Source organism: Prochlorococcus sp. MIT2309, assembly GCF_059772305.1.
In genome coordinates this window covers 1,000,349-1,024,367 of sequence record NZ_CM186282.1, presented here as the reverse complement: position 1 = coordinate 1,024,367, position 24,019 = coordinate 1,000,349, and the positions used below count along the sequence as shown (strand labels likewise).

26 protein-coding genes are annotated in these 24,019 nt (G+C 38.6%); 16 read left to right on the top strand and 10 right to left on the bottom strand.

Features of this window, described 5'->3' with window-relative positions; genetic code table 11:
• Positions 1 to 100 precede the first annotated feature (100 nt).
• The gene (locus AC6EJA_RS05680) at positions 101 to 622 is read left to right on the top strand and encodes a photosystem I assembly protein Ycf3 (RefSeq protein WP_498501695.1); all 522 of its coding nucleotides are present in this window, start codon (positions 101 to 103) and stop codon (positions 620 to 622) included.
• A gap of 7 nt (positions 623 to 629) precedes the next feature.
• Here AC6EJA_RS05680 and radA read toward each other — a convergent pair whose 3' ends face one another.
• Positions 630 to 2,006 (bottom strand): DNA repair protein RadA, encoded by a 1,377-nt coding sequence (radA, locus tag AC6EJA_RS05675; protein WP_498501694.1) that lies wholly within the window; start codon positions 2,004 to 2,006, stop codon positions 630 to 632.
• Between the two features lie 105 nt (positions 2,007 to 2,111).
• On the opposite strand from radA, the gene rpaB reads away from it, so the two are divergent.
• The 5 genes from rpaB (at position 2,112) to AC6EJA_RS05650 (ending at position 6,860) form a co-directional block, all read left to right on the top strand.
• Positions 2,112 to 2,858: a response regulator transcription factor RpaB gene (gene rpaB, locus AC6EJA_RS05670; RefSeq protein ID WP_498501693.1), complete on the top strand. Its 747-nt coding sequence runs from the start codon at positions 2,112 to 2,114 to the stop codon at positions 2,856 to 2,858.
• 8 nt (positions 2,859 to 2,866) lie between these two features.
• On the top strand, positions 2,867 to 4,186 hold the full coding sequence (gene plsX, locus AC6EJA_RS05665; protein ID WP_498501692.1) for a phosphate acyltransferase PlsX: 1,320 nt from the start codon (positions 2,867 to 2,869) through the stop codon (positions 4,184 to 4,186).
• Between the two features lie 64 nt (positions 4,187 to 4,250).
• Positions 4,251 to 5,270, top strand: a complete 1,020-nt coding sequence (locus tag AC6EJA_RS05660; RefSeq protein ID WP_498501691.1) for a beta-ketoacyl-ACP synthase III — start codon at positions 4,251 to 4,253, stop codon at positions 5,268 to 5,270.
• A gap of 24 nt (positions 5,271 to 5,294) precedes the next feature.
• Positions 5,295 to 6,191 (top strand): ACP S-malonyltransferase, encoded by an 897-nt coding sequence (fabD, locus tag AC6EJA_RS05655; RefSeq protein WP_498501690.1) that lies wholly within the window; start codon positions 5,295 to 5,297, stop codon positions 6,189 to 6,191.
• A gap of 39 nt (positions 6,192 to 6,230) precedes the next feature.
• Positions 6,231 to 6,860, top strand: coding sequence for a lysophospholipid acyltransferase family protein (locus AC6EJA_RS05650; RefSeq protein ID WP_498501689.1), 630 nt, complete (start codon positions 6,231 to 6,233; stop codon positions 6,858 to 6,860).
• Positions 6,861 to 6,897: 37 nt separating this feature from the next.
• On the opposite strand, the gene tsaB is transcribed toward AC6EJA_RS05650, so the two are convergent.
• Both tsaB and AC6EJA_RS05640 read right to left on the bottom strand, forming a co-directional pair.
• Positions 6,898 to 7,557: a tRNA (adenosine(37)-N6)-threonylcarbamoyltransferase complex dimerization subunit type 1 TsaB gene (tsaB, locus tag AC6EJA_RS05645; RefSeq protein WP_498501688.1), complete on the bottom strand. Its 660-nt coding sequence runs from the start codon at positions 7,555 to 7,557 to the stop codon at positions 6,898 to 6,900.
• Positions 7,541 to 7,792: a Ycf34 family protein gene (locus AC6EJA_RS05640; protein WP_498501687.1), complete on the bottom strand. Its 252-nt coding sequence runs from the start codon at positions 7,790 to 7,792 to the stop codon at positions 7,541 to 7,543. The genes tsaB and AC6EJA_RS05640 overlap by 17 nt, the downstream gene beginning before the upstream one ends.
• A 4-nt stretch (positions 7,793 to 7,796) precedes the next feature.
• Here AC6EJA_RS05640 and AC6EJA_RS05635 point away from each other — a divergent pair, with 4 nt between their 5' ends.
• Together AC6EJA_RS05635 and AC6EJA_RS05630 are read left to right on the top strand one after the other, a co-directional pair.
• The gene (locus AC6EJA_RS05635) at positions 7,797 to 9,029 is read left to right on the top strand and encodes a tRNA nucleotidyltransferase/poly(A) polymerase-related protein (protein ID WP_498501686.1); all 1,233 of its coding nucleotides are present in this window, start codon (positions 7,797 to 7,799) and stop codon (positions 9,027 to 9,029) included.
• A gap of 69 nt (positions 9,030 to 9,098) precedes the next feature.
• Positions 9,099 to 9,527, top strand: a complete 429-nt coding sequence (locus AC6EJA_RS05630) for an RNA recognition motif domain-containing protein (protein ID WP_498501685.1) — start codon at positions 9,099 to 9,101, stop codon at positions 9,525 to 9,527.
• A gap of 2 nt (positions 9,528 to 9,529) precedes the next feature.
• Here the strand turns inward: AC6EJA_RS05630 and AC6EJA_RS05625 are convergent, their stop codons facing one another.
• Together AC6EJA_RS05625 and pds are read right to left on the bottom strand one after the other, a co-directional pair.
• Complete coding sequence (locus tag AC6EJA_RS05625; protein ID WP_498501683.1) at positions 9,530 to 10,471, bottom strand: phytoene synthase; 942 nt, start codon at positions 10,469 to 10,471, stop codon at positions 9,530 to 9,532.
• A gap of 50 nt (positions 10,472 to 10,521) precedes the next feature.
• Entirely contained in the window at positions 10,522 to 11,892 is a 1,371-nt protein-coding gene (gene pds, locus AC6EJA_RS05620; RefSeq protein WP_498501682.1) for a 15-cis-phytoene desaturase, read from the bottom strand.
• A gap of 103 nt (positions 11,893 to 11,995) precedes the next feature.
• Here pds and AC6EJA_RS05615 point away from each other — a divergent pair, with 103 nt between their 5' ends.
• Both AC6EJA_RS05615 and AC6EJA_RS05610 read left to right on the top strand, forming a co-directional pair.
• Complete coding sequence (locus AC6EJA_RS05615; RefSeq protein WP_498501681.1) at positions 11,996 to 12,343, top strand: NAD(P)H-quinone oxidoreductase subunit M; 348 nt, start codon at positions 11,996 to 11,998, stop codon at positions 12,341 to 12,343.
• Entirely contained in the window at positions 12,340 to 13,011 is a 672-nt protein-coding gene (locus AC6EJA_RS05610; RefSeq protein ID WP_498501680.1) for a DUF3172 domain-containing protein, read from the top strand. The genes AC6EJA_RS05615 and AC6EJA_RS05610 overlap by 4 nt, the downstream gene beginning before the upstream one ends.
• Here AC6EJA_RS05610 and AC6EJA_RS05605 read toward each other — a convergent pair.
• Complete coding sequence (locus AC6EJA_RS05605; protein ID WP_498501679.1) at positions 13,008 to 13,955, bottom strand: LysR family transcriptional regulator; 948 nt, start codon at positions 13,953 to 13,955, stop codon at positions 13,008 to 13,010. The genes AC6EJA_RS05610 and AC6EJA_RS05605 overlap by 4 nt on opposite strands.
• A gap of 96 nt (positions 13,956 to 14,051) precedes the next feature.
• On the opposite strand from AC6EJA_RS05605, the gene AC6EJA_RS05600 reads away from it, so the two are divergent.
• The 5 genes from AC6EJA_RS05600 (at position 14,052) to AC6EJA_RS05580 (ending at position 20,801) form a co-directional block, all read left to right on the top strand.
• Positions 14,052 to 14,783, top strand: a complete 732-nt coding sequence (locus AC6EJA_RS05600; protein ID WP_498501678.1) for an NnrU family protein — start codon at positions 14,052 to 14,054, stop codon at positions 14,781 to 14,783.
• 36 nt (positions 14,784 to 14,819) lie between these two features.
• Positions 14,820 to 16,835 (top strand): NAD(P)H-quinone oxidoreductase subunit 5, encoded by a 2,016-nt coding sequence (locus AC6EJA_RS05595; protein WP_498501677.1) that lies wholly within the window; start codon positions 14,820 to 14,822, stop codon positions 16,833 to 16,835.
• Between the two features lie 113 nt (positions 16,836 to 16,948).
• On the top strand, positions 16,949 to 18,595 hold the full coding sequence (locus AC6EJA_RS05590; protein WP_498503558.1) for an NAD(P)H-quinone oxidoreductase subunit 4: 1,647 nt from the start codon (positions 16,949 to 16,951) through the stop codon (positions 18,593 to 18,595).
• Between the two features lie 87 nt (positions 18,596 to 18,682).
• Positions 18,683 to 19,567, top strand: a complete 885-nt coding sequence (locus AC6EJA_RS05585) for a segregation/condensation protein A (protein ID WP_498501676.1) — start codon at positions 18,683 to 18,685, stop codon at positions 19,565 to 19,567.
• Between the two features lie 55 nt (positions 19,568 to 19,622).
• Positions 19,623 to 20,801 (top strand): sugar phosphate nucleotidyltransferase, encoded by a 1,179-nt coding sequence (locus AC6EJA_RS05580; RefSeq protein WP_498501675.1) that lies wholly within the window; start codon positions 19,623 to 19,625, stop codon positions 20,799 to 20,801.
• Here the strand turns inward: AC6EJA_RS05580 and AC6EJA_RS05575 are convergent.
• Complete coding sequence (locus AC6EJA_RS05575) at positions 20,785 to 21,675, bottom strand: methylenetetrahydrofolate reductase (protein ID WP_498501674.1); 891 nt, start codon at positions 21,673 to 21,675, stop codon at positions 20,785 to 20,787. The genes AC6EJA_RS05580 and AC6EJA_RS05575 overlap by 17 nt on opposite strands.
• Before the next feature lie 122 nt (positions 21,676 to 21,797).
• Here AC6EJA_RS05575 and pedR point away from each other — a divergent pair, with 122 nt between their 5' ends.
• A complete protein-coding gene (gene pedR / locus AC6EJA_RS05570) occupies positions 21,798 to 22,043 on the top strand; it encodes a photosynthetic electron transport-dependent transcriptional regulator PedR (protein WP_498503557.1) in 246 nt (81 codons plus the stop codon).
• A 237-nt stretch (positions 22,044 to 22,280) separates the two neighbouring features.
• Here pedR and AC6EJA_RS05565 read toward each other — a convergent pair whose 3' ends face one another.
• Genes AC6EJA_RS05565 through nuoK form a run of 3 tightly spaced genes read right to left on the bottom strand, consistent with a single transcriptional unit; the run spans position 22,281 to position 24,016 of the window.
• Positions 22,281 to 22,775 carry a CYTH domain-containing protein gene (locus AC6EJA_RS05565; RefSeq protein ID WP_498501673.1) on the bottom strand — a complete coding sequence of 165 codons (495 nt, stop codon included), beginning with the start codon at positions 22,773 to 22,775 and terminating at the stop codon, positions 22,281 to 22,283.
• On the bottom strand, positions 22,772 to 23,677 hold the full coding sequence (locus AC6EJA_RS05560) for an NAD(+) kinase (RefSeq protein WP_498501672.1): 906 nt from the start codon (positions 23,675 to 23,677) through the stop codon (positions 22,772 to 22,774). The genes AC6EJA_RS05565 and AC6EJA_RS05560 overlap by 4 nt, the downstream gene beginning before the upstream one ends.
• A gap of 12 nt (positions 23,678 to 23,689) precedes the next feature.
• On the bottom strand, positions 23,690 to 24,016 hold the full coding sequence (nuoK, locus tag AC6EJA_RS05555; RefSeq protein ID WP_498501671.1) for an NADH-quinone oxidoreductase subunit NuoK: 327 nt from the start codon (positions 24,014 to 24,016) through the stop codon (positions 23,690 to 23,692).
• Positions 24,017 to 24,019 lie beyond the last annotated feature (3 nt).

Sequence of the window (24,019 nt, the reverse complement as noted above, 5' to 3'; positions counted from 1 at the left end):
AAATTTGAAATTAACTGTGCATAAAAGTTTAGTTAATTAATCGAGTCGATAAATGTGGATGCAAAACACGATAATGTAGTTACACACAATTTAGTTTGTTGTGCCACGCAGTCAAAACAAAGACAATTTTATTGACAAGGCGTTCACCGTTCTTGCCGAGACGATTATCAAAATGATGCCAATAGCGTCAAAAGAGAAGCAAGCATACATTTATTATCGAGCTGGTTTATCTGCCCAGAACGATGGAGATTACTCTGAGGCGCTCGAGAATTATGAAGAGAGCCTAAAATTAGAAGATAATGCAATTGATAGAAGCGAAACACTTAAAAATATGGCAATAATTTACATGAGCAATGGGGATGAGGAACTTGCTCTTGAAACATACATGAAGGCGTTGGTAGAAAATCCTAAGCAACCATCTTGTCTAAAGAACATGGGTTTGATTTATGAAAAACGAGGACGTATTGCTGAGCAAAATGGTAATAAAGATGAAAGTGATATCTGGTTTGATAGAGCAGCGGATGTTTGGGGTAAAGCTGTTAGGCTTTACCCAGGGGGATATTTGGATATTGAGAATTGGTTAAAGACAACAGGTAGAAAAAACATAGACATTATCCTCTAATTTTTTTTTAAATATTTAAGATTTCTATTAAGGCAGCTTTAATATTTAAAACTTCAATGATTTTTAATTCGTAATCTTCTGGGTTTTTTTTTCTATTTTGCTCTTTAGGTATCACTGCGGTTCTAAAACCAAGTCTTTGTGCTTCTTGCAGGCGTTGTGATGTTTGCTTAACGGCTCTAAGTTGGCCACCCAAACCAATTTCTCCAAGAAAAATTGTTTTATCAGGAATCTGCAAGTTTTTAAAACTTGAGACAATCGCACAAGCTATTCCCAAGTCAGCGGCCGGTTCGTTTATGTCTAATCCCCCCGCAACTGCTAAATAACAATCATATCGGGATAACGCAAAATTCATATGTTTCTCAAGCACAGCAAGTATCTGATGAAGTCTGTTACTTTCTATTCCTGTGGCAGTTCTTCTGGGGCTAGCGTATGAAGTTGGATTGATAAGTGCTTGAATATCTACAGCAATTGGTCTAGATCCTTCGCAGGCTACCGTTGTTGAGACTCCCGCTGCACTCTCGTTGCTTAAAAAAAGAGCGCTCGGATTATTTACTTCGACCAAGCCATCTCCTTGCATATCAAAAACACCAAGCTCATTTGTTGCTCCATACCTATTTTTTACCGCTCTAAGTAATCTGTGACTTCCAAAGCGATCGCCTTCGAAAGTCAGGACTGAATCAACTAGATGTTCAAGAACTTTTGGCCCTGCAAGAGCCCCTTCTTTTGTTACGTGACCAACAATGAGTAAAGCTATATTTTCTTGCTTTGCAATTTTTTGCAGCGCTGCCGAGCATTCTCTTACCTGCGCGACTGAACCAGGAGCACTTGAAAGAGATTCATTATTGATAGCTTGGATGCTATCCATGACAACTACATCAGGATGAAATCCAATGATTTCATCAATAATTTGATCAAGATCTGTTTCTGCAAGGAGATGAAGTTCTGAATCTATTTCTTCAATTCTTTGCCATCTGAGTCGAACTTGATGAGCTGATTCCTCTGCAGTGACATATAAAGCGCGATTTTTTCTTGAGATGTTGGTCGCACTCTTTAACAATAATGTGCTTTTACCAATACCTGGATCGCCGCCAACTAAGACAAGAGAGCCTGGGACAATTCCGCCACCTAAAACTCGATCAAACTCAACGTAACCTGTTGAAATTCTCTCATATTTTTTTTCATTGATCAGAGCAATTGGTTCTGAACGGTGACTTAATGATGAATTATTTTTATTACTATTTTTTTTTCTTTTTTTACCTTTTGATGATGATGTGATTTCCTCAACTATTGAGTTCCACTCTCCACAATTTGAGCATCGACCAAAGAATTGCCTGGTTTCAGCACCACAGCTTTGGCATACATAAATAGAAACAGATCTGTTCACGAAGTTGTGTAAAGGAAGTTTTCTGTAGTTGAATAACAAACAGTCATCTTTCAAAAACCTTGATTTTAAAGATCGACTTTTGTAGCCGCCGAAGCTGATTATCAAATGACGGCAATCAGTCCATCAAAAGAAACCATCCTCGTTGCCGATGATGAGGCCAGTATCAGAAGGATTCTGGAAACTCGATTATCGATGATTGGTTATCAAGTTGTCACAGCATGTGATGGGAAAGAGGCGCTTGAGCTTTTTAGAAATTGTGAACCAGATTTGGTCGTTATTGATGTAATGATGCCAAAGCTTGACGGATATGGCTTATGTCAGGAGCTCCGAAAAGAATCTGATGTTCCAATTGTGATGCTCACAGCATTAGGAGATGTGGCTGACCGAATCACTGGGCTTGAGCTTGGTGCAGATGACTATGTGGTAAAGCCATTCAGCCCTAAAGAGTTAGAAGCTAGGATTAGATGTGTTCTTCGTAGAGTTGAGAAAGAACATATAGCTGGGTTGCCAAATTCGGGCGTTATTGCTGTAACTGATCTAAGGATAGATACAAATAAGCGACAAGTTTTTAAGGCTGATGAGAGAATTCGCCTTACTGGAATGGAATTTAGTTTATTGGAATTGCTTGTGAGTCGCTCTGGTGAGCCTTTCAGTCGTGGTGAAATATTGAAAGAGGTATGGGGCTATACCCCAGAAAGGCATGTAGATACTAGGGTTGTAGATGTTCATATTTCTAGGCTTCGTTCTAAATTAGAGGCTGATCCAGCTAATCCCGAATTAATTTTGACAGCAAGGGGTACAGGCTATCTTTTTCAGAGGATTGTTGACTCTTTAACAGTTGATAGCAATTAGGCAAATCAGTGCAAAAAGAATCTCGCAATAAACTAAACAATCGCTCAAGGGCTATCAGAAGATTGGTTATCTGGTATAGGCGCAATTCAGCTGTTACAACTCTTGTTGATACAGCAACAACATCTGCATCTGCTGCAGGATCTGTTGCAGGTTCAGTTGTCTCAAACGCTGGATCGGTTGTAACTAATGCTGGTTCGATAGCAAAAAATACACTTCAACCTTTTGTTTTTGATCCGTTGAGAAGACTTCAAGGAGGAGATAGTGAAACTGAAAAAAAATCTATTAAAGACAAAGAGAGGCTTTGGATAGCTGTGGATGGTATGGGAGGAGACTATGCTCCAGGACCAATATTGGAAGGCTGCCTGGAAGCAATATCACGTTTGCCTTTAAAAATTAAATTTGTTGGTGATATTTCAAAAATCATCTCATCAGCGAAAGAATCTGGTGTGGATCAAAATCTTGAAGAAGCGATCTCTTTGGGTTATTTGGAGCTTGTCCCATCTGAGGAAATTATTGGTATGGATGAAGAGGCAACAGCAGTTAGAAGAAAACGTGGTGCAAGTGTAAATGTTGCTATGGATTTGGTGAAAAAGGGTCAAGCGCTGGCAGTTTATTCAGCAGGAAATTCGGGAGCTCTGATGGCCTCTGCAATTTTTAGATTAGGGCGCTTAAAAGGCATCGATCGTCCAGCAATTGGTGCATTATTTCCTACTAAAGATCCAGCTCAACCTGTTCTTGTATTGGATGTTGGCGCAAATATGGACTGCAAGCCAACTTATCTTTATCAGTTTGCTTTGCTTGGCAACATATACTCCAGAGATGTATTGCAAGTTGAAAAACCAAGGATAGGTTTATTGAATATTGGGGAAGAGTCATGCAAGGGGAATGAACTTTCTTTAAACGCTTTTCAATTGCTCAATAATCAAAGCTACTTTGATTTCAAAGGCAATTGCGAAGGGAGAGATGTTTTATCGGGAAAATTTGATGTGGTTGTATGCGATGGATTCTCTGGGAATGTTTTACTCAAATTTTTAGAATCAGTAGGAAGTGTGCTTTTGGATGTTCTACGTGCAGAATTGCCCCGAGGCAGAAGAGGCAAAGTGGGATCAGCTTTTCTAAGAAGTAACCTGAAAAGGATAAAAAAACGCCTTGACCATGCGGAACACGGTGGAGCATTACTTTTAGGAGTTAATGGTATTTGTGTTATTGGACATGGAAGCAGTAAGTCTTTATCAGTGGTGAGTGCTTTAAGGCTTGCTCATTCTGCCGCTAGTCATGGCGTGATGGATGATTTGGCTCAACTATCCACTCCTGTTCCTGTGAGTTAGTCAAAATTAATTTTTTAATTCTAATTTTGTGGCTCATGAACCCATTAATTCCACCGATTTTACCTTGACCAATACGAAAGAAAAAACTTTTGGTGTGAACTTTGTTGGCGTTGGAAGTTCAGTGCCCAAGCAAAGCATCTCTAATGATGAACTAAGTTTAAGAGTTGAAACTAGCGATAACTGGATTAAAAGTCGAACGGGAATTTCCAAAAGACGAATCATTGGGAAGAATGAATCTCTATCAAACTTGAGTGCTCAAGCCGCTCATAAAGCCATCAATATGGCCGGCTGGGATCCTGAGAGTGTTGATTTGATAATTATGTCAACATCTACCCCTGATGACCTTTTTGGAAGTGCTCCGAGGGTACAAGCACAGCTTCAAGCTTCAAATGCTGTGGCATTTGATTTGACAGCAGCTTGCAGTGGATTTTTGTTTGCTCTTGTAACTGCCTCAAAATTTTTATTTGATGGTTCAATGAGACGCGCAATTGTATTAGGGGCTGATCAACTCTCAAGATGGGTAGATTGGGATGATCGAAAAAGTTGCGTACTTTTTGGCGATGGAGCAGGAGCGCTAGCAATCGAAATTGGATCCGATAAAACTAATGGCCTAATTAATTTCAGTCTTCAGACAGATGGCTCAAGGGGTGATTGCTTAAATTTGCCTGCCTCGAATAACTACGAACCTCTCGTTTGTGAAAATTTTCACCATCAGGGAGGTTATTCACCAATAAAAATGAATGGTAAGGAGGTTTATAAATTTGCAGTAAAAGAGGTACCTTTGATTCTTGATAAAGTTCTCAAGGCAAGTGATTGCTCCCCGGAAGATATTGATTGGTTACTACTTCACCAAGCAAATCAACGAATACTTGATGCAGTTGCAGATAGGTTTAAGATTCCTTACGAGAAAGTTTTGAGTAATCTTTCTGAATATGGAAATACATCTGCTGCAACCATCCCTCTAATGCTTGATGAGGCTGTGAGGTCAGGACTTATTCAGCCTGGACATCTCATAGCAACCTCTGGCTTTGGTGCTGGTTTGAGTTGGGGATCAGCTTTAATTAAATGGCATGGGCCCATATAGGCTTCACTTGTTTATTAGAATCTGATGTCGATTGCATGGCTCTTCCCTGGTCAAGGTTCCCAAAAAATTGGAATGGCTCAGGATGTTATTGATTTACCGGAGGCGAAAAGTCGCTTTGCGTTAGCTTCTGAGATTCTCGGAAGAGATTTGTTGGCAATTTGTTCAGACCATGAAACAGTTAAAGGTGAAATTTTTGATTTAAACGACACTCGAAATACTCAACCAGCACTTTTTCTTATTGAATCAATTCTTGCAGATGATATGAAACGACAAGGCAGAGAGCCGAGCTTTCTTGCTGGACATAGTTTGGGAGAGATGGTTGCTCTTTATGTTGGGGAGGTTATTGATTTTGAAACTGCTCTTCGATTAATAAAAAAGAGATCAGAGTTAATGGCAGGAACATCAAATGGCTCAATGACAGCAATAATTGGCTTTGATCGAGAGCAACTTGAGGAGGTTGTCAATTTAACAGACGGTGTTGTCATAGCAAACGACAATAGTGCGAACCAGGTTGTAATTTCTGGAGACAAGAAAGCGGTACAGATAGTCTCTGAGAAAGTTTCCTGTAAGCGAGTTATTCCTTTAAACGTTTCTGGGGCTTTTCATTCACCATTAATGGAAGAGGCGTCAAATGTATTTTCAATGGAACTATCGCAAGTGGAATTTAGTGATGCAAAAACACCAATTTTAAGCAACGCAGATCCATCGCCAACAACATCTGGGTCTTTGATTAAGGATAAACTTTTAATGCAAATGACAAACGGAGTGAGATGGAGAGAAACAATGGATTGCTTGTTGGATAAGAAAGTTGAGACAATTGTTGAGATTGGTCCAGGCAATGTTTTATCTGGATTAGCAAAGCGATCAATGAAAGGAGTTGGGGTTAACCAAATCTCTTCCTTGAGTGATTTAGGTCATTAAGTAATAAAGTTTATTCGAGAGTGCATCAACCCTATTTAAATGAAAGCAAGAAATTTAATTTACTATTTTGTTAGTTACTTTATTGTCTTCCCCTTATTTAGAATATTTTTTCGAGGAAAAACCTATGGAAACTTCCAAGTGCCTATGAAAGGACCAATTGTAGTAGTTGCCAATCATGGATCTGATTTGGATCCTCCTATTTTAGGACATGCGCTTGGTAGGCAAGTCTTTTTTATGGCTAAAGCGGAATTGTTTTCAATACCTTTTCTTAGTCAAATAATACGGGGATGTGGCGCATACCCCGTAAGCAGAGGTTCTAGTGATCGAAAAGCTATAAGAAGTGCGGAAAATTTGCTTAAGCAAGATAAAGCGATTGGAATTTTTTTAGATGGCACAAGGCAAGGCAACGGTAGAGTAAATAATCCTCTTCAAGGGGCTGCTTTGCTTGCAGCCAGAAATAATGCTCAATTATTGCCAGTTGCAATTGTAAATAGTCATAGAGCTTTTGGAAAAGAAAATAAATGGCCAAGATTTATTCCAATTCATATGCGTATTGGCGAAACAGTTCCACCACCAGAAACCAGGAGAAAAAAAGATTTAGAAACGACAACAGAGATTCTTAAAATAAAAATAAATAATATGCTTGACCAAGGTTTATTGGAGAATTAATTTTAACTTAATATCTCAATAAATAATTAATTTTCATTTAACTTACAGGTGATATTGGATAGATAGGTAAGACTTTCTCCCAAGAGTTAAAAATATTCTCAGATTGATATGAATGTGAGATTTTGCTAAGTTCAATCGTATCAAGATCAATTTCATATTTTGCTTCGAATGAATTCTTTGGTATTAAAGAATCTTTTAAAAGATGAGGAGCTTTGATTTCATGCACTTGCTGGTAATAAGGTAAATTATAAGAATTATTGACTTTGTATTTGCCCCCTATTATTCCTCTTCTGTTAAGTTTACTTATGATCCAAAAAGGTTCATCATATTCAATATTGTTTTGTTCCTTAAATAATCTTTTTGCAATAAGTTGAAAGCTGCTTATTCCATCTAATGAAACTGATAATTGTTGAGCAATTATTCTTGACATGGAAATAGTAATTCTTGTCCCTGTGAATCCACCTGGTCCAGTTGCGACTGCAATTCGTTTTATGTTTTTCCAGGTTTTAAGGGGAAGTACCGAGTTTATATTTGAAAATAAATCATTGGATAGTTTTCTTCCTGTAAAAAACGTTTTTTGTCTAAGATTTTTAAGTTTATAATCACCACATTCAACGACTGCTACACCAAAGTATTCAGTAGTGCTGTGCAATGCTAATAGGATGTTTTTATTGTTTGATTCAACTTGGGAGTTCATATCCTGGGCGCAATCTTGACCATCTTCCCTGATCTTCAAGAAAACTTCCGCAACCCCTCACGTCCCATTCGGTTTCAATTGTTTGATTTTGTAAATTACGAACGATTATGTGAATGCGAGGATTATTACCTTGGAAATCGGGCGCCTGAGTCAAATGTTCAGCACCATGTTGCCTTTCCACGGCATGGTAGGTCTTGCAACGATCTACCCATTGACAGTTCACGCAGATACACATGTCCTTGAACCAATCAGACAATAAAACGTCATTAGATTTATCCAGGATAACCACTAATGAGCTGATAAAGCGTTTAAACGTAAATAAATGGCCTTTTAAGTTAGAAAATCTTCCCCTTGGCAGCGCACTAGTTGGTGGTGCAATTAGGGATAGTTTATTTGGTTTGATTCAAGAAAAACCAGATTTGGATTTTATTGTTCCTCACAATGCATATGAAACTGCAAAATCTTTATCAGACTTTTATGGCGGAAGATGTGTGCTCTTAGATAAAAAAAGAGATATTGCCAGGCTTGTTATTGATAAATGGTCGATTGATTTTGCTAAACAAGTCGGATCAACTATTGAAGAGGATTTAAAAAAAAGGGATTTCACTATAAATTCAATAGCTCTATTGGTTTCTAAATACCCTCAAATATTTGATCCTAATCAAGGAATTGAACATATAAAGTTAAAAAAACTTGTGATAATAAGTGAGGAAAATATTATTAAAGATCCATTGCGGATACTAAGAGGTTTAAGGTTAATTAGTCAACATAATTTGAGTTTCGATATTGATACAATGCAGACTTTTCAAAAGCATACACAATTACTGCGGAATTCAGCTCCTGAGAGAATAAAGAGCGAGATTCAGAAATTTGTTATTGGCCCATGGGCTCACAAGATAATGCCCATTCTTAAGGAGATGGATTTACTCTCACCATGGAGCAACAAAAGTAAAGTTTTTATAAGCCATAATGGAAATCCTGAAGCTTTACATAATTTTTCTCAACTTGAATTGAAGTTGGCACTACCAATTTCACGTTTAGTAAATCTTTTAAGTGATGAAGGATTAATTGCACTTAATTTCAGTAAAAAAGAGATTAACCTTTGCAAAACTTTGAGGAAATGGCAAAGTAAAAATGATGGAATAGGTTACAAAACTTTAAACGAAACAGATTTACTTAAATTACATTTGGAACTCAAGAGTCATTTGCCAGCCTTGATTCTTGATCTTTCAAAAGATAATCAAAAGGTATGGTTGAAAAGATGGCGAGATCAAAATGATCCTTTATTTCACCCCTCATCACCTCTTAATGGAATTGAACTAAAAAAAATTTTAAATATCCAAGATGGTCCAATAATAGGTGAGATCATTTACGAGCTTTGTAAGGAAAAAGCCTTTTCTCGCTTGCATACTTACCAGGACGCAGTTGAATTAGCTCGTAACTTGTGGAAACAAAAGCAACCCCTTTTGTGATTAACTACACACAATTGAAATTAGGTTTTTGCCTAATCATGCTTTTTATCCATTGATTCCCTCTTTTCCATGAGCGTTCGCCTTTACATCGGTAATTTGCCGCAAAATTTCAAAGTCAAAGAACTTGAAGAACTTCTTTCATCAGTTGGAGAGGGGATTCGTTTCAAAGCAGTCTTTGATCGCGAAACAAAAGCTTGCAGAGGATTTGGTTTTGCGAGTGTCAACGATGTAAAAGTTGCCAACGAAGTAATTGAAAAATTTAACGGTTTTGACTTCAATGGCAGTAATCTGCGAGTTGAGCGCTCCGAAAGGAAAGAATCAAACAATAGTGGGAGAAGAAATAATCACTCTTCTCATGGATCACCCCAAGGCAACAGAAAGGAAGTGAAGAAAGTTGTGCACAGTGATGCACCAAACACTGAAGCCCCAGACCCAAGATGGGCTGGTGAATTGGCTCAACTTAAAGAACTTTTGGCGAATCAAAAAACACCCGTTTAAAATTATTTTTTTAGTAGATATTCAATTTTGAATCTTTCGTCGCCTACGGAATTCAAAAATGAAACTGGGAGATCCAGAGCTTTTGTAAATTTATTTACAAAAGCTCTTTTATTGAAAACGTCATAATCGAGCTCCTCAATGACGTCTAGAATGCCTCTGTAAAGCCTTAAAGATGTCCAAATGGGCCATCTTGAGTCTATTGAAAGCCATTTGATGCCTTCTTCAGATTTTGCAAACCATTCTCTTGCTCTTTTTAATTGAAAGGCCATAAGTTCTCTCCAAGCTTGATTGATAACTCCTGCCATCAAATCCTCTTCTGAGTATCCAAAATTATTCAAGTCTTCTTGTGGGAGATATATCCTTCCCCTTCCTCTATCTTCACCAACATCTCTGAGTATGTTAGTAAGTTGATTTGCTATCCCCAGTGCGATTGCAGCCTCTGAGGTGTCTGGGGGAGTCGCGGATTTTTTGGATCTGTAAACTGGATCTACACCAATTACCCCCTGTGTCATTAACCCAACAGTTCCAGCAACTCGGTAGCAATAAAGTTTTAAGTCTTCAAAAGTTTTATACCTAGTAAACTTCAAATCCATTCTCTGTCCCTCGATCATGTCCAAATACGGCTGAATTGACTGCGGAAAAAATTCAAGACTATTTACCATTACAGCGTCTAGTTCATCATTGACATTGCCTTCAAAAAGAGCTTTTGTTTTCTTTTCCCATCTATCAAGTCTTTCAGATAATTCACCAGTTGAGAGATTTTGAGCTTCCTCACTATCCATCAGTTCATCAGTTCTCCGACACCAAACATAAATAGCCCATATTGCTTTTCTTTTCCTGAGAGGGAGCAGCATGGTCCCCAGGTAGAAAGTTTTCGCCCAGTAGGCAGTTTCTCTCCTACAAGACTCATACGCCTCTTCTAGATTGAAATCAGACTTTGCCAAGGGTCAAGATAAATGGGTTTTTCAACGACAAGAAATCAAAATCTCTTTCTCTATTTATTATCGTTGATAATTGTTTGTGCACAAAGCTTTCCACTAAGAACTGCGCCCTCCATTGATGCCAAATATTTTTGCATTGTGTAATCGCCTGTCAGATAAAAATTGTTTATGGGTGTTTTTTGATTCGGTCTGAGTTTTTGGCAACCTGGTACAGATTTATAAACTGATTGAGGAGTTTTCACAACTTTATATTTACGCAATAAAGCAGGGTTTTCACCCTCAAAATGCATAGGAAAGAGCTTTTTTAACTCACCCATAGTTGCCTCAATTATGTCTTCGTCTTTTCTTTTTATCCAATCTTTAGCTGGGGCAAATACAAGCTCTAACATTGATTTATCGGGATCTTCGTATTCTTTGCATGTAATGCTCATATCGGCATACACGCTAAGTAAAGGAGATCTACTGAAAAGCAAATGATCAATATCTGTTAGTTTTCGATCAAACCATAAGTGAATATTGATTACAGGGACTCCCTTGAGCCCCTCAAGTTTTTTAAAAATATCCATTGATTTCCATTCTCCAGGTATCAACAATTTGAATACATCTACGGGCATTGCACTTACATATGCATCGGCTTTAATTTCTTGTAAACTTTGAGAACCATCAATTTCAAAATTCGATATCTGTCCATCTGCATCAAGATTTATTTTTTTTAAGGGACTGTTTAAAATAACGTCTCCACCGAGACTTTTTACATAGTCGACAATGGGTTGGCAAAGTCTTTCTGGCGGTGCGCCATCTAGAAAAGCCATTTTGGATCCATTTTTTTCTTGAAGAAATCTATTCAGAGCAGTCAATATTACCGTAGATGAAATCTCATCAGGATCTATAAAATTCAATGCCTTGCTCATCGCAATAAACACCTCTTTATTGACTCTTTCTGGAATATTTTGTTTTTTCAACCAATCAGACCAGGAGTATTCATCACATTCCTCTACATAATCCTGGCCGCGAAGCATTGCTGGGATTAAACCCAATCCAAACGAAATCTTTTCTGGCCATGTGAGCATGTCGTTGTTTCCTAGAATTGCTGCTACTCCATTAACTGGTGCTGGTAAATCTGGGAAGTCAAACCTACTGTAAGTGCCTGGTTCATCAGGCTGATTAAAAATCATTGAGTGGCTTTTCCATTGAAGTCTGTCTTCAATTTTTAATTCTTTGAAAAGCTGCAGCATGTTTGGATAAGCCCCAAAAAAAATGTGAAGACCCGTTTCATACCAATCTCCGTCTTCATCTTGCCAAGCAGCAACTTTTCCACCCAGTACATTCCTGGCCTCGTAGATGATGGGAGTGTGCCCAGCATCAGAAAGGTATTTTGCACATGACAATCCAGCAAGCCCAGCTCCAGCGATAGCAATTCTCATACTTTTTTTTTATCTATTTCCAACTTTAATAAGTTGTTTGGATTAAAATCGAGTTGCTTATAAAGATCTTTTATTTGACCACTGCCTCTCGTGGAAAAAACGTATGTCCGATACCCTTCTGAAAAGCACAACCAGACACGTGAGATTGTTTACGGCGAAAGTAGTTGACAAAGATCTTGTGTTCGATTCGAATCATTTGACAATGGATCTTGATCCTGATAACGAGTTTGTATGGACGGATAGCACAATTGAAAAAGTCCAAAATAAATTTCAAGAAATTGTTGAGAGTAATGCGGGAAAAGAATTGAGCGATTACACCCTTAGGAGAATTGGTTCAGAATTAGAAGGAATCATTCGTTCACTTCTTCAGAAAGGAGAATTAAGTTACAACCCAGAATCCAGAGTAATGAATTATTCAATGGGGCTTCCAAGAACCCCTGATTTGCTATGAGACGTCCCCCTAATGCCGGCAACTATGGCAGACGAGCTACTGGAGGAAGAGGAGGTGTTGATAAACGTTATCCATCCTCTGGTGGATATCGCGGTAGGGATCCCTATGAAGATCCATCATTTGAGTCGAGAAATCGAAGATTAAATCCTTCATCAAGTGGATCAACTAGTGGTGGGCCAGAAATAAAGCTAAATACTGGAACCATTGCAGTTCTTGCTGGGGTTTTGATTTTGGGTGTTGGAATAGGAAGTGCCGTGACAAGCACGACACAAGGTGGTCAAGGAAATATTGCAAGTCAGCAACAGCTAGATATGGCTGTGCCTGATCCCGAATTTTGCAGGCAGTGGGGAGCAAGCGCTTTTGTAATTGATGTTGAGATGTATACCACCCTTAACCCATCAACCAGTTTTGTTACGCAACCAGCATTACAACCTGGATGTGTTATTAGAAGAGAGAATTGGACTGTGCTTCAGAAGCAAGGAGCAATTACAAATGAGGATGTAAGAGAATGCAAGCAGAGGATGAATACTTTTGCTTACATTGGATCGATACGTGACAATCCAATAGTTCGATGCGTCTATCAGGCAGATGTTAATGAGAATAAATTTATAATCAAAGGTGCCTCTGAAGATGCAATAGGAATCAACCAAGAAGCAATTCAATTCTAGGATGATTTTTTTATCGGGGAATCCTTGCTTGCAAAATCAGGAAGTACATTCTCAATAAATGCATCAGCAGCTCTTGAGCTATATCTGCCTGGGTTAGTTATCAATTTAAGCTCTCTTTTCACCTCAAGTCCAACAACGGTTTGCTTGTGGATAGTACCTGCAAGCAGTTCTCTCTCAATTGAAACCACAGGAAGAAATGCTGCACCTAGACCTGACTGGACTGCATTCTTTATGGCTTCAAGCGAATTGAGCTCCATTTCAATCCTAAGCCTTGTTACGTCAAGTCCAGAACTGGCTAGTAGTTGATCAACAACTTTGCGGGTTGTGGACTGTGAATCAAGTGTTACGAAGGAAATTTTATAGAGATCCTCTTTAGATAATTCCTCTTTTTTGGCTAACTGATGATCAATAGGAAGTACCAGGGCTACTTCATCATTGGCATATGGAATTACATCAAGTGTTTCATTAAGATCTGTTGGCAGCTGACCACCGATAATTGCTAAGTCAATTTCTCCATTGGCAACACTCCATCCTGTTCTTCTAGTGCTGTGGATTTGAAGCTGAACTGCAACTAGGGGATATTTTTGCCTAAACAAGCCAATCATTCTTGGCATTAAGTATGTTCCCGTTGTTTGACTTGCACCCACTATGAGTGATCCTCCTTGCAGATTATTTAAATCCTCAATTGCCTTACATGCCTCTTGGCATTGATTCAAAATACGTTCGCAATAATTTATCAATAATTTTCCTGCCTCTGTTAATTGAGCTTTTCTGCCCCCCCTATCAAAAATTGTTATTTCTAGTTGTTTCTCTAAATTCTGAATCTGAAGGCTAACAGCTGGCTGTGTGACATAGAGACTATCGGCTGCTTTTTTGAAGCTTCCTTCGGCAACAATTGCTTTAAGAATCCTAAGTTGATCTAATGTGAAGGGCAATTCGGCCATATTTGCAGCCACGCAGCCAGTAATTAGATTTAAAACTTTACGCTGTCGTAGCTCAAAGATCAGAATTTTTAGACTTGTAGAGGAGATCTTTTAAATATGAATCCAAGTGATATTCATCACACGAGTTTTATAATGTTCGGTTTGACTATTTGTTTCGCAGTTATTCACAGCGGGGGAGCTGCTATTAGATCTAAAGCTGAGCAAATCATTGGCCCCAGAGCTTGGAGAGTTATTTTTGCCATGGCAAGCATTCCTTCCGCAGTTGTTTTGGTTGGTTACTTTCTGGCGCACCGATATGACGGAATTAGGTTATGGAATGTGCAAGGTATGCCTGGAGTAATCCCGTTGGTATGGATATTGACTGCAATCAGCTTTGTTTTTTTGTATCCAGCTACTTACAACCTGTTAGAGATTCCTGCTGTTGTGAAGCCTCAAGTCCGAATTTATGGAGATGGAATTATAAGAATAAGTAGACATCCACAAGCTGTTGGTCAAATTATCTGGTGCTTTGCTCATGGTTTGTGGATAGGTACAAGCTTCACTTTGGTGACATGTTTGGGACTAATTGGCCATCATTTGTTTGCTATTTGGCATGGAGATCGGAGATTGAGAGCAAAATTTGGTCCTCAATTTGAGGAATTGAGAAAAAATACATCAGTAATTCCTTTTATTGCTGTTTTAGATGGGCGTCAAAAATTAGACATAAAAGAATTTTTGCGACCTTCACAACTAGGAATTTGCATTGCCATTGGCTTCTTATGGTGGTCACATCGTTTTATTTCATCCGGTAGTGAAGCGTTTTTAAATTTTCTTTCTCTGAAGTATTGATACATTTGTCTAAAATTAAAAAAAGAAAAACAAAAAATGCCCTCTGCTGCAGAATTGGCTTGGCTTATTCCTGTGCTTCCTTTAATTGGTGGAGTAATTACTGGACTTGGATTAATCAGTTTCAATAAACGGATAAATCAACTAAGAGAAAATACTGCTGTTTTTTTAATTTCATTTGTTGGCGCTTCAGCAGTTCTCTCTTATGCAGTATTGATTGAGCAACTAAGAGGATCCCCAACTGTGGAGCACCTTTTCATATGGGCTAGTGCTGGAAGTTTCTCATTGCCTATGGGATATGTCATTGACCCACTTGCATCAATCATGCTTGCTTTAGTTACCACCATTGCTCTGCTTGTAATGGTTTATTCACATGGCTACATGGCTCATGACAAAGGTTATGTGAGATTTTTTACTTACCTAGCTCTTTTTAGTAGCTCAATGTTGGGCTTAATAGTTAGTCCAAATCTTCTTGAAATCTATGTTTTTTGGGAATTAGTTGGTATGTGCTCATATCTTCTGGTTGGTTTTTGGTACGAAAGAGAGGGTGCAGCACATGCTGCACAAAAAGCATTTGTTGTAAATAGGGTTGGTGATTTTGGCCTTTTGCTTGGAATATTGGGTCTGTTTTGGGCTACTGGAAGTTTTGATTTCCAAGATATTGCCACAGGGATAGCTCAATCGGTAGAAACTGGCGCAGTTCCTGTTTGGGCTGCTCTAACAATTTGTCTCCTGGTTTTTATGGGCCCTATGGCAAAGTCCGCTCAGTTCCCTCTTCATGTTTGGTTGCCTGATGCGATGGAGGGACCGACTCCTATCTCCGCACTCATTCATGCGGCGACTATGGTTGCGGCTGGAGTTTTTTTGGTTGCGAGGTTAGATCCACTCTTCAGTCAATTTCCTTTCATTGGTCTTTTTATTGCAATTATTGGATCAATTACTTGTTTTTTGGGCGCTTCAATTGCCCTGACACAAATGGATTTGAAAAAGGGCCTTGCTTACAGCACAGTTTCTCAACTTGGATACATGATGCTTGCAATGGGTTGTGGAGCCCCAATCGCCGGGATGTTTCATTTAGTTACTCATGCTTTTTTCAAGGCGATGCTTTTTCTGGGATCCGGTTCAGTTATTCATGCAATGGAAGAGGTGGTTGGTCATGAGCCAATCCTTGCTCAAGATATGAGATTGATGGGTGGATTAAGAAAGAAAATGCCAATAACATCAGCGACATTTTTTATTGGTTGTATTGCCATAAGTGGAATTCCTCCTTTGGCAGGATTTTGGAGCAAAGATGAGATTTTGGGACAAGCATTTAACACTTATCCATTACTTTGGATGGTTGGATTTTTGACAGCAGGCATGACAGCTTTTTACATGTTTCGGCTGTATTTTTTAACTTTTGAAGGCGATTTTAGAGGGGATGATGAGGTTCTTCAAAAACAGCTTTTAGTTAATGCAGGAAGGGAGTTAGAGGATGAGTTGGAACATCATGAAAAAGGAGCCCTTCACGAATCGCCATGGCCTATGAGTTATCCGCTGATAGTTTTAGCTGTACCCTCAATTTTGATTGGATTTCTTGGCACCCCTTGGAAAAGTCTTTTTGCGAATTTACTCGATCATGAAGAAGCAATTGAGATGGCAAAAAATTTTTCATGGGGCGAATTTTTACCTTTAGCAATTGCCTCGGTCGCTATATCCTCTGCAGGAATTTCGCTAGCAGTTCTCGCCTATTATTTGCGAAAAATTAGCTTAGAAAAACTCATAGCAGCTAGATTTCCCTTAATCAATGATTTCCTAGCAAATAAATGGTACTTGGATCAATTTAATGAAAAGGTATTTGTAAAAGGGAGCAGAAAACTTGCCAGGGAAGTGCTTGAGGTAGATGCAAAAGTTGTTGATGGAGTTGTCAACCTTACTGGCCTACTGACTTTAGGGAGCGGGGAGGGTTTGAAATATTTTGAGACTGGAAGAGCACAATTTTATGCTTTGATTGTATTTGGGGGTGTTATTGCTCTGGTAGCTCTTTTTGGGGTTTTAGGTCCCTCTCCTATTTGATATCTAACAATTGTGTGTGTCATCCACTATCAAAATGATGTCATATCTCTAGGGATTTCTACACTCCAACAAGCGAGACTGGTTTTTAATTGTTCAAGTTGGTTCTCGATAAGATTTTTCTAACTTCCTCATTCTTGGAATTTGGTAATTTTGACAACCATTTCCCTTGGTTGAGCCTCTCAATACTCTTTCCAATTGTTGGTGCTTTCATAGTTCCCTTTTTCCCTGATGATGGAGATGGGAAAAAAGTTAGGTGGTTTGCATTGGCAATCTCTCTAACTACCTTCCTAATAACTGTTGCCGCCTATTTAAGAGGCTACGACACTTCACTCGAAGGGCTTCAATTATCCGAACGAGTCAGTTGGCTCCCTGATTTGGGATTGACATGGGCAGTAGGTGCTGATGGTTTGTCGATGCCGCTGATCTTGTTAAGCAGTTTTATAACCTCTTTAGCTGTCTTGGCCGCTTGGCCCGTAACTTTTAAACCTAAATTATTTTTCTTTCTCATCCTTGCTATGGATGGCGGCCAGATAGCGGTTTTTGCTGTTCAAGATATGCTTCTTTTTTTCTTGGCATGGGAACTGGAGTTGTTGCCTGTTTATCTTTTGCTGGCAATTTGGGGAGGGAAAAAAAGACAATATGCAGCTACTAAATTTATAATTTATACGGCAGGCAGCTCTTTATTTATTCTTTTAGCTGCGCTAGCAATGGGATTCTTCGGAGGTGGAACTCCAAACTTTGAATATACTCATTTAGCTGAACAAGGATATGAAAAAGGATTCCAGCTTCTTTGCTATGGGGGGCTTTTAATAGCCTTCGGAGTAAAACTCCCCGTTGTCCCACTTCATACTTGGCTGCCTGATGCACACGGTGAGGCAACAGCTCCTGTCCATATGCTCCTCGCTGGAATTCTTCTAAAAATGGGTGGATATGCCCTTTTGAGATTTAATGCTCAGTTATTACCTGAGGCTCACGCACAATTTGCACCTCTCCTGATTGTCTTAGGAGTTGTCAACATAATATATGCAGCTTTGACATCATTTGCTCAAAGAAATCTAAAAAGAAAAATTGCCTATAGCTCCATAAGTCATATGGGTTTTGTTCTAATAGGAATTGGAAGTTTTAGCTCTCTTGGGACTAGCGGAGCAATGCTTCAAATGATCAGTCATGGATTGATTGGAGCAAGCTTATTTTTTCTCGTCGGTGCTACGTATGACAGAACAAAAACTCTTCAGTTGAATGAAATGGGTGGGGTTGGCCAGAAAATGAAAATAATGTTCGCTCTTTGGACAGTTTGTTCTTTAGCTTCACTTGCTTTGCCTGGTATGAGTGGTTTCGTATCTGAGTTGATGGTATTTGCAGGGTTCGTAACAGATGAGGTTTACACGTTGCCTTTTAGGGTTGTGATGGCAGGTTTTGCTGCAATAGGTGTGATTCTTACACCAATCTATTTGTTATCCATGCTCAGAGAAATTTTCTTTGGTAAAGAAAATTCAGATTTAGTCACCAATACAAATTTAGTTGATGCTGAGCCAAGGGAGATTTACATAATTGGGTCTTTGTTAGTACCAATTATTGGCATTGGTCTTTATCCAAGAATAATGACTGATTCATATATCGCTTCAATAGATGGCTTAGTACGTAGAGATTTGAATGTAATTGAGAGGATTAAAAATAAAGAAAATAGAGAGATTATTGCTCAAAATACTTTTCACCCTGCATTGATTACTACTGATAAATTTGTAGCCCCAAATTTATAAATAAATTGATTCATTAATTCATAAAATTCTCTATTTACTGGCATTTGTTTTTTTTATAGATAAGTTTTTATTAGCTTCTTCATTGTTTTGTCTGATTTCCAGGGGAAAATTGAAATTGACTCTGGTGCACGATTCGCCATCAGACTTTTAAGAGATGCTGCTGAGAGAGGCGATATTGACCCATGGGATGTTGATGTAATACCAGTAGTTGATGGCTTCCTTGATCAATTGCGTCAAAGGATTGATGTTCCCAAAAAGATCGCAAAGCAAATAAGTTCAACTGGAGGCAGTTTTGAAATTGACCTTGCGGAAAGTAGCGAGGCTTTTTTGGCTGCTTCTGTGTTGGTTTCTCTGAAAGCTGAGATTTTGGAGTCCGAAATTTTCCCTCAAGAATTACCTGAAGAGGAGTTTATGGATATTTCTCAGCAAGGATGGCTTGATCAAAATTTTGATATGCCTAAAAGACCAGAAAGTTTGCTTTCAAGACGACCTGTAGCTCCTCCACCTTTAAGAAGGCCTGTAACTCTTGGGGAATTAATACAGCAGTTGGAGTCTATTGCCGAATCAATTGAGTCTGAAAAACTTAACAATAGACGAAAAAATCGAAATAAACGGTTCAGTGATAAGCAAGTAATAGATCAAATAAGTTCTCTTGCTCATAAGGAAAACTTACCAGAGACAACCGCGGCTCTTGGAACATATTTAAGCGAATGGGAAGACGCTTTACATTGGATAGATTTTGATCTTTTGGTAAATCACTGGGGTAATAAAGCTAGTGAGGGTCTAGACACTGATCGGGTAGGAGTGTTTTGGGCTTTGCTTTTTTTAAGTTCGCAAGGCAAAGTCGAATTACAACAAAAAGGCACTTTATTCTCGAGACTTCAACTTAAGAGGATTTTAGGCCCGGGAATGGTTGCTCAATTGCCAATAAATAGTTTAGAAGTATCAGATAATGCTCTTGCTGCAGCTTAAGGGCAGTTGAGGTGTCATTATAGTCAGGCTTAATTAGCTGAGGCCTACAACGCCAATGAAGGCGATGATTTTGGCGGCAGGGAAAGGAACACGGGTTCAACCGATCACGCATGTGATCCCAAAACCAATGATTCCCATCCTTCAAAAGCCCGTAATGGAGTTTTTATTGGAGCTCCTCAAAGAACATGATTTTAAAGAAATCATGGTCAACGTATCCCATCTGGCGGAGGAAATTGAGAATTATTTTCGAGACGGACAAAGGTTCGGTGTAGAAATTGCATACAGTTTTGAAGGAAGAATAGAAGACGGAGAATTAATAGGCGATGCATTGGGTTCTGCTGGAGGGTTAAAAAAAATCCAAGACTTCCAAGAATTTTTTGATGATACTTTTGTTGTTCTTTGTGGCGATGCATTAATTGATCTGGATTTAACTGAGGCAGTTAAAAAGCACAAAGAGAAAGGTGCTTTAGCAAGTTTGATAACCAAAAGAGTTCCAAAAGATTTGGTAAGTAGCTATGGAGTAGTAGTTACTGATGATGACGATAGGGTCAAAGCTTTTCAGGAGAAACCAAGAATTGAGGAAGCTTTAGGAGACATGATCAATACTGGGATTTATTTATTTGAACCTGAAATATTTGAGCATATTCCATCATCAAAACCGTTTGATATTGGCTCTGATTTATTTCCTAAACTGGTTGAAATAGGAGCCCCTTTTTATGCATTGCCAATGGATTTTGAGTGGGTAGATATTGGAAAGGTACCTGATTATTGGAGGGCTATCCGAAGTGTTCTTCTTGGAGAAGTACGCCAAGTTGATATACCCGGTAAAGAAGTGATGCCAGGCGTTTATACTGGACTAAATGTTGCTGCGAATTGGGATAAGATTAATGTAAAGGGGCCAGTTTATGTTGGTGGAATGACAAGAATTGAGGATGGAGCGACCATAATAGGTCCGTCTATGATCGGTCCAAGTTGTTGTATTTGCGAGGGAGCTACTATTGATAATTCAATTATTTTTGATTATTCAAGAATAGGCCCTGGAGTTCAACTGGTAGAGAAATTGGTTTTTGGTAGGTATTGTGTTGGAAAAAATGGAGATCATTTTGATCTTCAAGAGGCAGCTTTGGATTGGTTAATAACAGATGCTAGAAGGCAGGACCTAGGTGAACCATCCCCTCAGCAAAAGGCTATGGCTGAGCTGCTGGGCACAGACTTAATTAGTGCAACGAATTGATATTTGCGTTCTCAATAATCTCTGGAATTAATTTCTCTGCTTTTACTGCCATAATGTGAACTCCCTGAGATATTTCCGAAAATTGTTTAACCTGCTCTGAGGCTATTTTCATACCTTCAATAAGCGGATCATTAGCTTTATCTAATCTATCAATGATTGATGCTGGGATGTCAGCTCCAGGAACCACTCTATTAATGAAATTTGCATTTTTTGCCGACTTTAATAAAAAAATCCCAGTCAAAACTCTTATGCCAAGGGGGTCTGCAATTTTTTTGCAAAAACGTTCTAAAACACCTGCATCCATTACCATTTGAGTCTGAAGAAATTTAGCCCCCGCATTTTGTTTTTTCTCTACTCTCCTTCTCAAACTATCGAAGCCTCTGCAGTTTGGATCTGCTGCCGCACCAGCAAATATTTGAGTTGGTCCGTCGGGTAAATTTCCTGAAACAGGGTCTTCACCACTATTGAATAATGAAATTTGTTTGAGAAGTTTTATTGAGTCAAATTCGTTTACAGGTTTCGCCTCGGGCTGATCTCCAATTCTTACTGGATCTCCGGTAAGACAAAGAATATTTTTTACGCCTAGAGCGTCTGCACCAAGAAGATCTGTTTGCAGACCAATTCTATTTCTATCTCGACAAGACATCTGCAGAATTGGTTCGATACCTTTGTCTTTTAGTAACTTGCAAAGAGCAAGACTGCTCATACGCATGATTGCTCTGCTGCTATCTGTAACGTTTATTGCATGAACGTAGTCATTAAGTTTCTCTCCGCGTTGTAAAGCTGAAGAGGTGTCAGAACCTCTTGGCGGCATTATTTCAGCTGTGATAGTGGTTTTCCCGGATTCCAACCTTTTTTGTAGTAAAGATTTCATCTTTCTTGTTTCATTTGAAAATTACGTTGAGTGTTTAAATCCTGAAGTTTGCGTAATATGAATCAATAGAGTTGATTGTGGAGGAAATTTTGTTCACAGGAGAAATCTCCAATCCAGCTCACATGGGCCTCTCCGCTAGAGAGATGGAGATCATTGAGCTTGTCGCAGATGGATTGACAAATCAGGAGATTGCGGAAAAACTCACAATCAGTAAAAGGACTGTTGATAATCATGTCAGCAACATGTTTACAAAAACCGGATCTAAAAACAGAGTAGCCCTTCTTAATTGGGCTATGGACCATGGCAAGATATGTCGTGATGGATTTAATTGTTGCTCATTGCCTGATTCGCCCTCGGAGCAACTTTAGGATGATTTTTTGTTCTCTTTCTATTTGGCTTAATTTGAGTTGGGTCAGATAGTGTTAGGAGAGAATATTCAACTGACTCCAATTCAAACAGCTCTGCATATGCGACGCAAGCCTCTCTGTCTGCGCAGAGAAACCTTAGAATCCCGTCTGTATCGTATAAGCCGTACAAGCTTAATTCTCCCGCAGATTAACTGCTTTTAGCCAGCCCTGGAAGGAGCTAGAGAATATAAAGAGAATCTAAAGGATTGAGTGCCTTTTTGCTAGCTCCCAAGAAGATAAAGGTTTTTTTGATAAGGAGGCGTTGCTGAATTCAGGATTATTGGAAATTTCTTCGCCACACCAACTTGGAATAAAAATCTCCTGATTTATTGATGACAGCTCAATTTCAGCAATCACCAATGGAAAGTTTTTTTCTGAGAAGCAATCCACGATCCATAATTGATTCCTGAAAATAATCTCATGACGAATTTTTGAAATATTTGAAATTGATTTTTTTAAGATCTCTTCAGCATCTTTTCTTGGAATGGGGTACTCGTATTCATATCTTTCAATTCCTTTTTTCGGGTACTTTAAGGTCAGCATGCTTTCCTCAGTGCCAATTACGCGCACTCTTGCTGTCCATTTGTTTTTTTCAGAAAATAAGTAACCTTGACGAATTGATAGGCTTTTTTTAACGTGATTTTCCCAACCATTCTCTCTTACTAGAAAACGTCTTTCGATTTCAAGGCTCATTTAGCTAATGTTCTTGAATTTTTTGTTTTGATATGGCTTCCACCCCAGTTCAATTTTTGCGAAAGGGTTCTGTAATAGGTTGGGTTGCCATTCAATATGATCATCGAAGCCTTATGGTCAGCCTTTTGAATGACGCAATTATCAGAAGAATCTAATAACGCCCCGCTAACTCCATCTTGCCAGAGTTTGACTCGACTACTTACATCCCCAAGGCTTTTTATAGTTAGTTGCGAGCCACCTGGAATGACAATGGGCCTGCTTGATAGGCTCATTGGGCAAATAGGGCTAACTACAAAAGCATCTATTTCAGGATGAATTATTGGCCCTCCTGTAGCTAAAGAATAGGCCGTTGATCCTGTTGGAGTGGAAATAATTAATCCATCACCTCTATATTCATCAACTTTTTCACCATTTATTTCAAGCTCTAAAATACATGTTGGTGAAATCTCATCTCTATATGATCGGAAATAAAAGTCATTTAAAGCCCAAAAAGATTTGATTTGTTTTAACTTATTTTTTATCTTTACATTCAACATCATTCTTATTTCTAATTTTATTTGGTCATTTATTATTTGCTCCCATATTTTTTCATCATTTAACATAACAGGATCATGGGTCAAAAATCCTAAATTTCCTCCTACATTAAAATTTAGTATTGGAATATTTTTTGACGAAAAAAATCTTGCTGCTCTTAATACAGTTCCATCACCACCAAGCACAACTGCAATATCAGGATATTTTATTTTCTCAGCTAACTCAACTAATGAATGAATATTTTTACCAAGTATTGATAGAGAAACATTGATACCAAGTTTTTTTAATTTTTCTGAGCAAACTATCGCTTCTTTCTTAGCAAGTTGACTGTCTGATCGATAAATAACCCAGACACTATCTAAAATCATTTTTTTGTGAATCTACCATTTCAAGAGATTGAAGCTTTCCATATCAACGGTAACTCTATTTCTATATAGTGATAATAAAATAGCTAAACCAACGGCAGCTTCAGCAGCAGCAACTGTGATTACAAAAACCGTAAAGACTTGCCCTCTGATTAAATCACCATCAAGGTAAGAAGAAAATGCCATCAAATTTATATTGACTGAATTAAGCATTAACTCAATACTCATTAAAACTCTTACAGCATTTCTACTATTAATTAACCCCCAGACCCCAATGCAAAAAAGAATAGATGCGAGAGTTAAATAAGCTTGAAGTGGAACTAGTCCTGTCGTGGTTTCCATGTT

Coding starts and splice junctions, on each gene's coding strand:
- AC6EJA_RS05605 (WP_498501679.1), bottom strand. CDS start 13,955: ATGGCCGAATTGCCCTTCACATTAGATCAACTTAGGATTCTTAAAGCA.
- AC6EJA_RS05560 (WP_498501672.1), bottom strand. CDS start 23,677: ATGATTTTAGATAGTGTCTGGGTTATTTATCGATCAGACAGTCAACTT.
- AC6EJA_RS05575 (WP_498501674.1), bottom strand. CDS start 21,675: ATGAAATCTTTACTACAAAAAAGGTTGGAATCCGGGAAAACCACTATC.
- fabD (WP_498501690.1), top strand. CDS start 5,295: ATGTCGATTGCATGGCTCTTCCCTGGTCAAGGTTCCCAAAAAATTGGA.
- AC6EJA_RS05595 (WP_498501677.1), top strand. CDS start 14,820: ATGCCCTCTGCTGCAGAATTGGCTTGGCTTATTCCTGTGCTTCCTTTA.
- rpaB (WP_498501693.1), top strand. CDS start 2,112: ATGACGGCAATCAGTCCATCAAAAGAAACCATCCTCGTTGCCGATGAT.
- AC6EJA_RS05565 (WP_498501673.1), bottom strand. CDS start 22,775: ATGAGCCTTGAAATCGAAAGACGTTTTCTAGTAAGAGAGAATGGTTGG.
- AC6EJA_RS05600 (WP_498501678.1), top strand. CDS start 14,052: ATGAATCCAAGTGATATTCATCACACGAGTTTTATAATGTTCGGTTTG.
- AC6EJA_RS05610 (WP_498501680.1), top strand. CDS start 12,340: ATGAGACGTCCCCCTAATGCCGGCAACTATGGCAGACGAGCTACTGGA.
- AC6EJA_RS05580 (WP_498501675.1), top strand. CDS start 19,623: ATGAAGGCGATGATTTTGGCGGCAGGGAAAGGAACACGGGTTCAACCG.
- AC6EJA_RS05630 (WP_498501685.1), top strand. CDS start 9,099: ATGAGCGTTCGCCTTTACATCGGTAATTTGCCGCAAAATTTCAAAGTC.
- pds (WP_498501682.1), bottom strand. CDS start 11,892: ATGAGAATTGCTATCGCTGGAGCTGGGCTTGCTGGATTGTCATGTGCA.
- AC6EJA_RS05640 (WP_498501687.1), bottom strand. CDS start 7,792: ATGTGTATCTGCGTGAACTGTCAATGGGTAGATCGTTGCAAGACCTAC.
- nuoK (WP_498501671.1), bottom strand. CDS start 24,016: ATGGAAACCACGACAGGACTAGTTCCACTTCAAGCTTATTTAACTCTC.
- pedR (WP_498503557.1), top strand. CDS start 21,798: ATGGGCCTCTCCGCTAGAGAGATGGAGATCATTGAGCTTGTCGCAGAT.
- tsaB (WP_498501688.1), bottom strand. CDS start 7,557: ATGAACTCCCAAGTTGAATCAAACAATAAAAACATCCTATTAGCATTG.
- AC6EJA_RS05615 (WP_498501681.1), top strand. CDS start 11,996: ATGTCCGATACCCTTCTGAAAAGCACAACCAGACACGTGAGATTGTTT.
- AC6EJA_RS05650 (WP_498501689.1), top strand. CDS start 6,231: ATGAAAGCAAGAAATTTAATTTACTATTTTGTTAGTTACTTTATTGTC.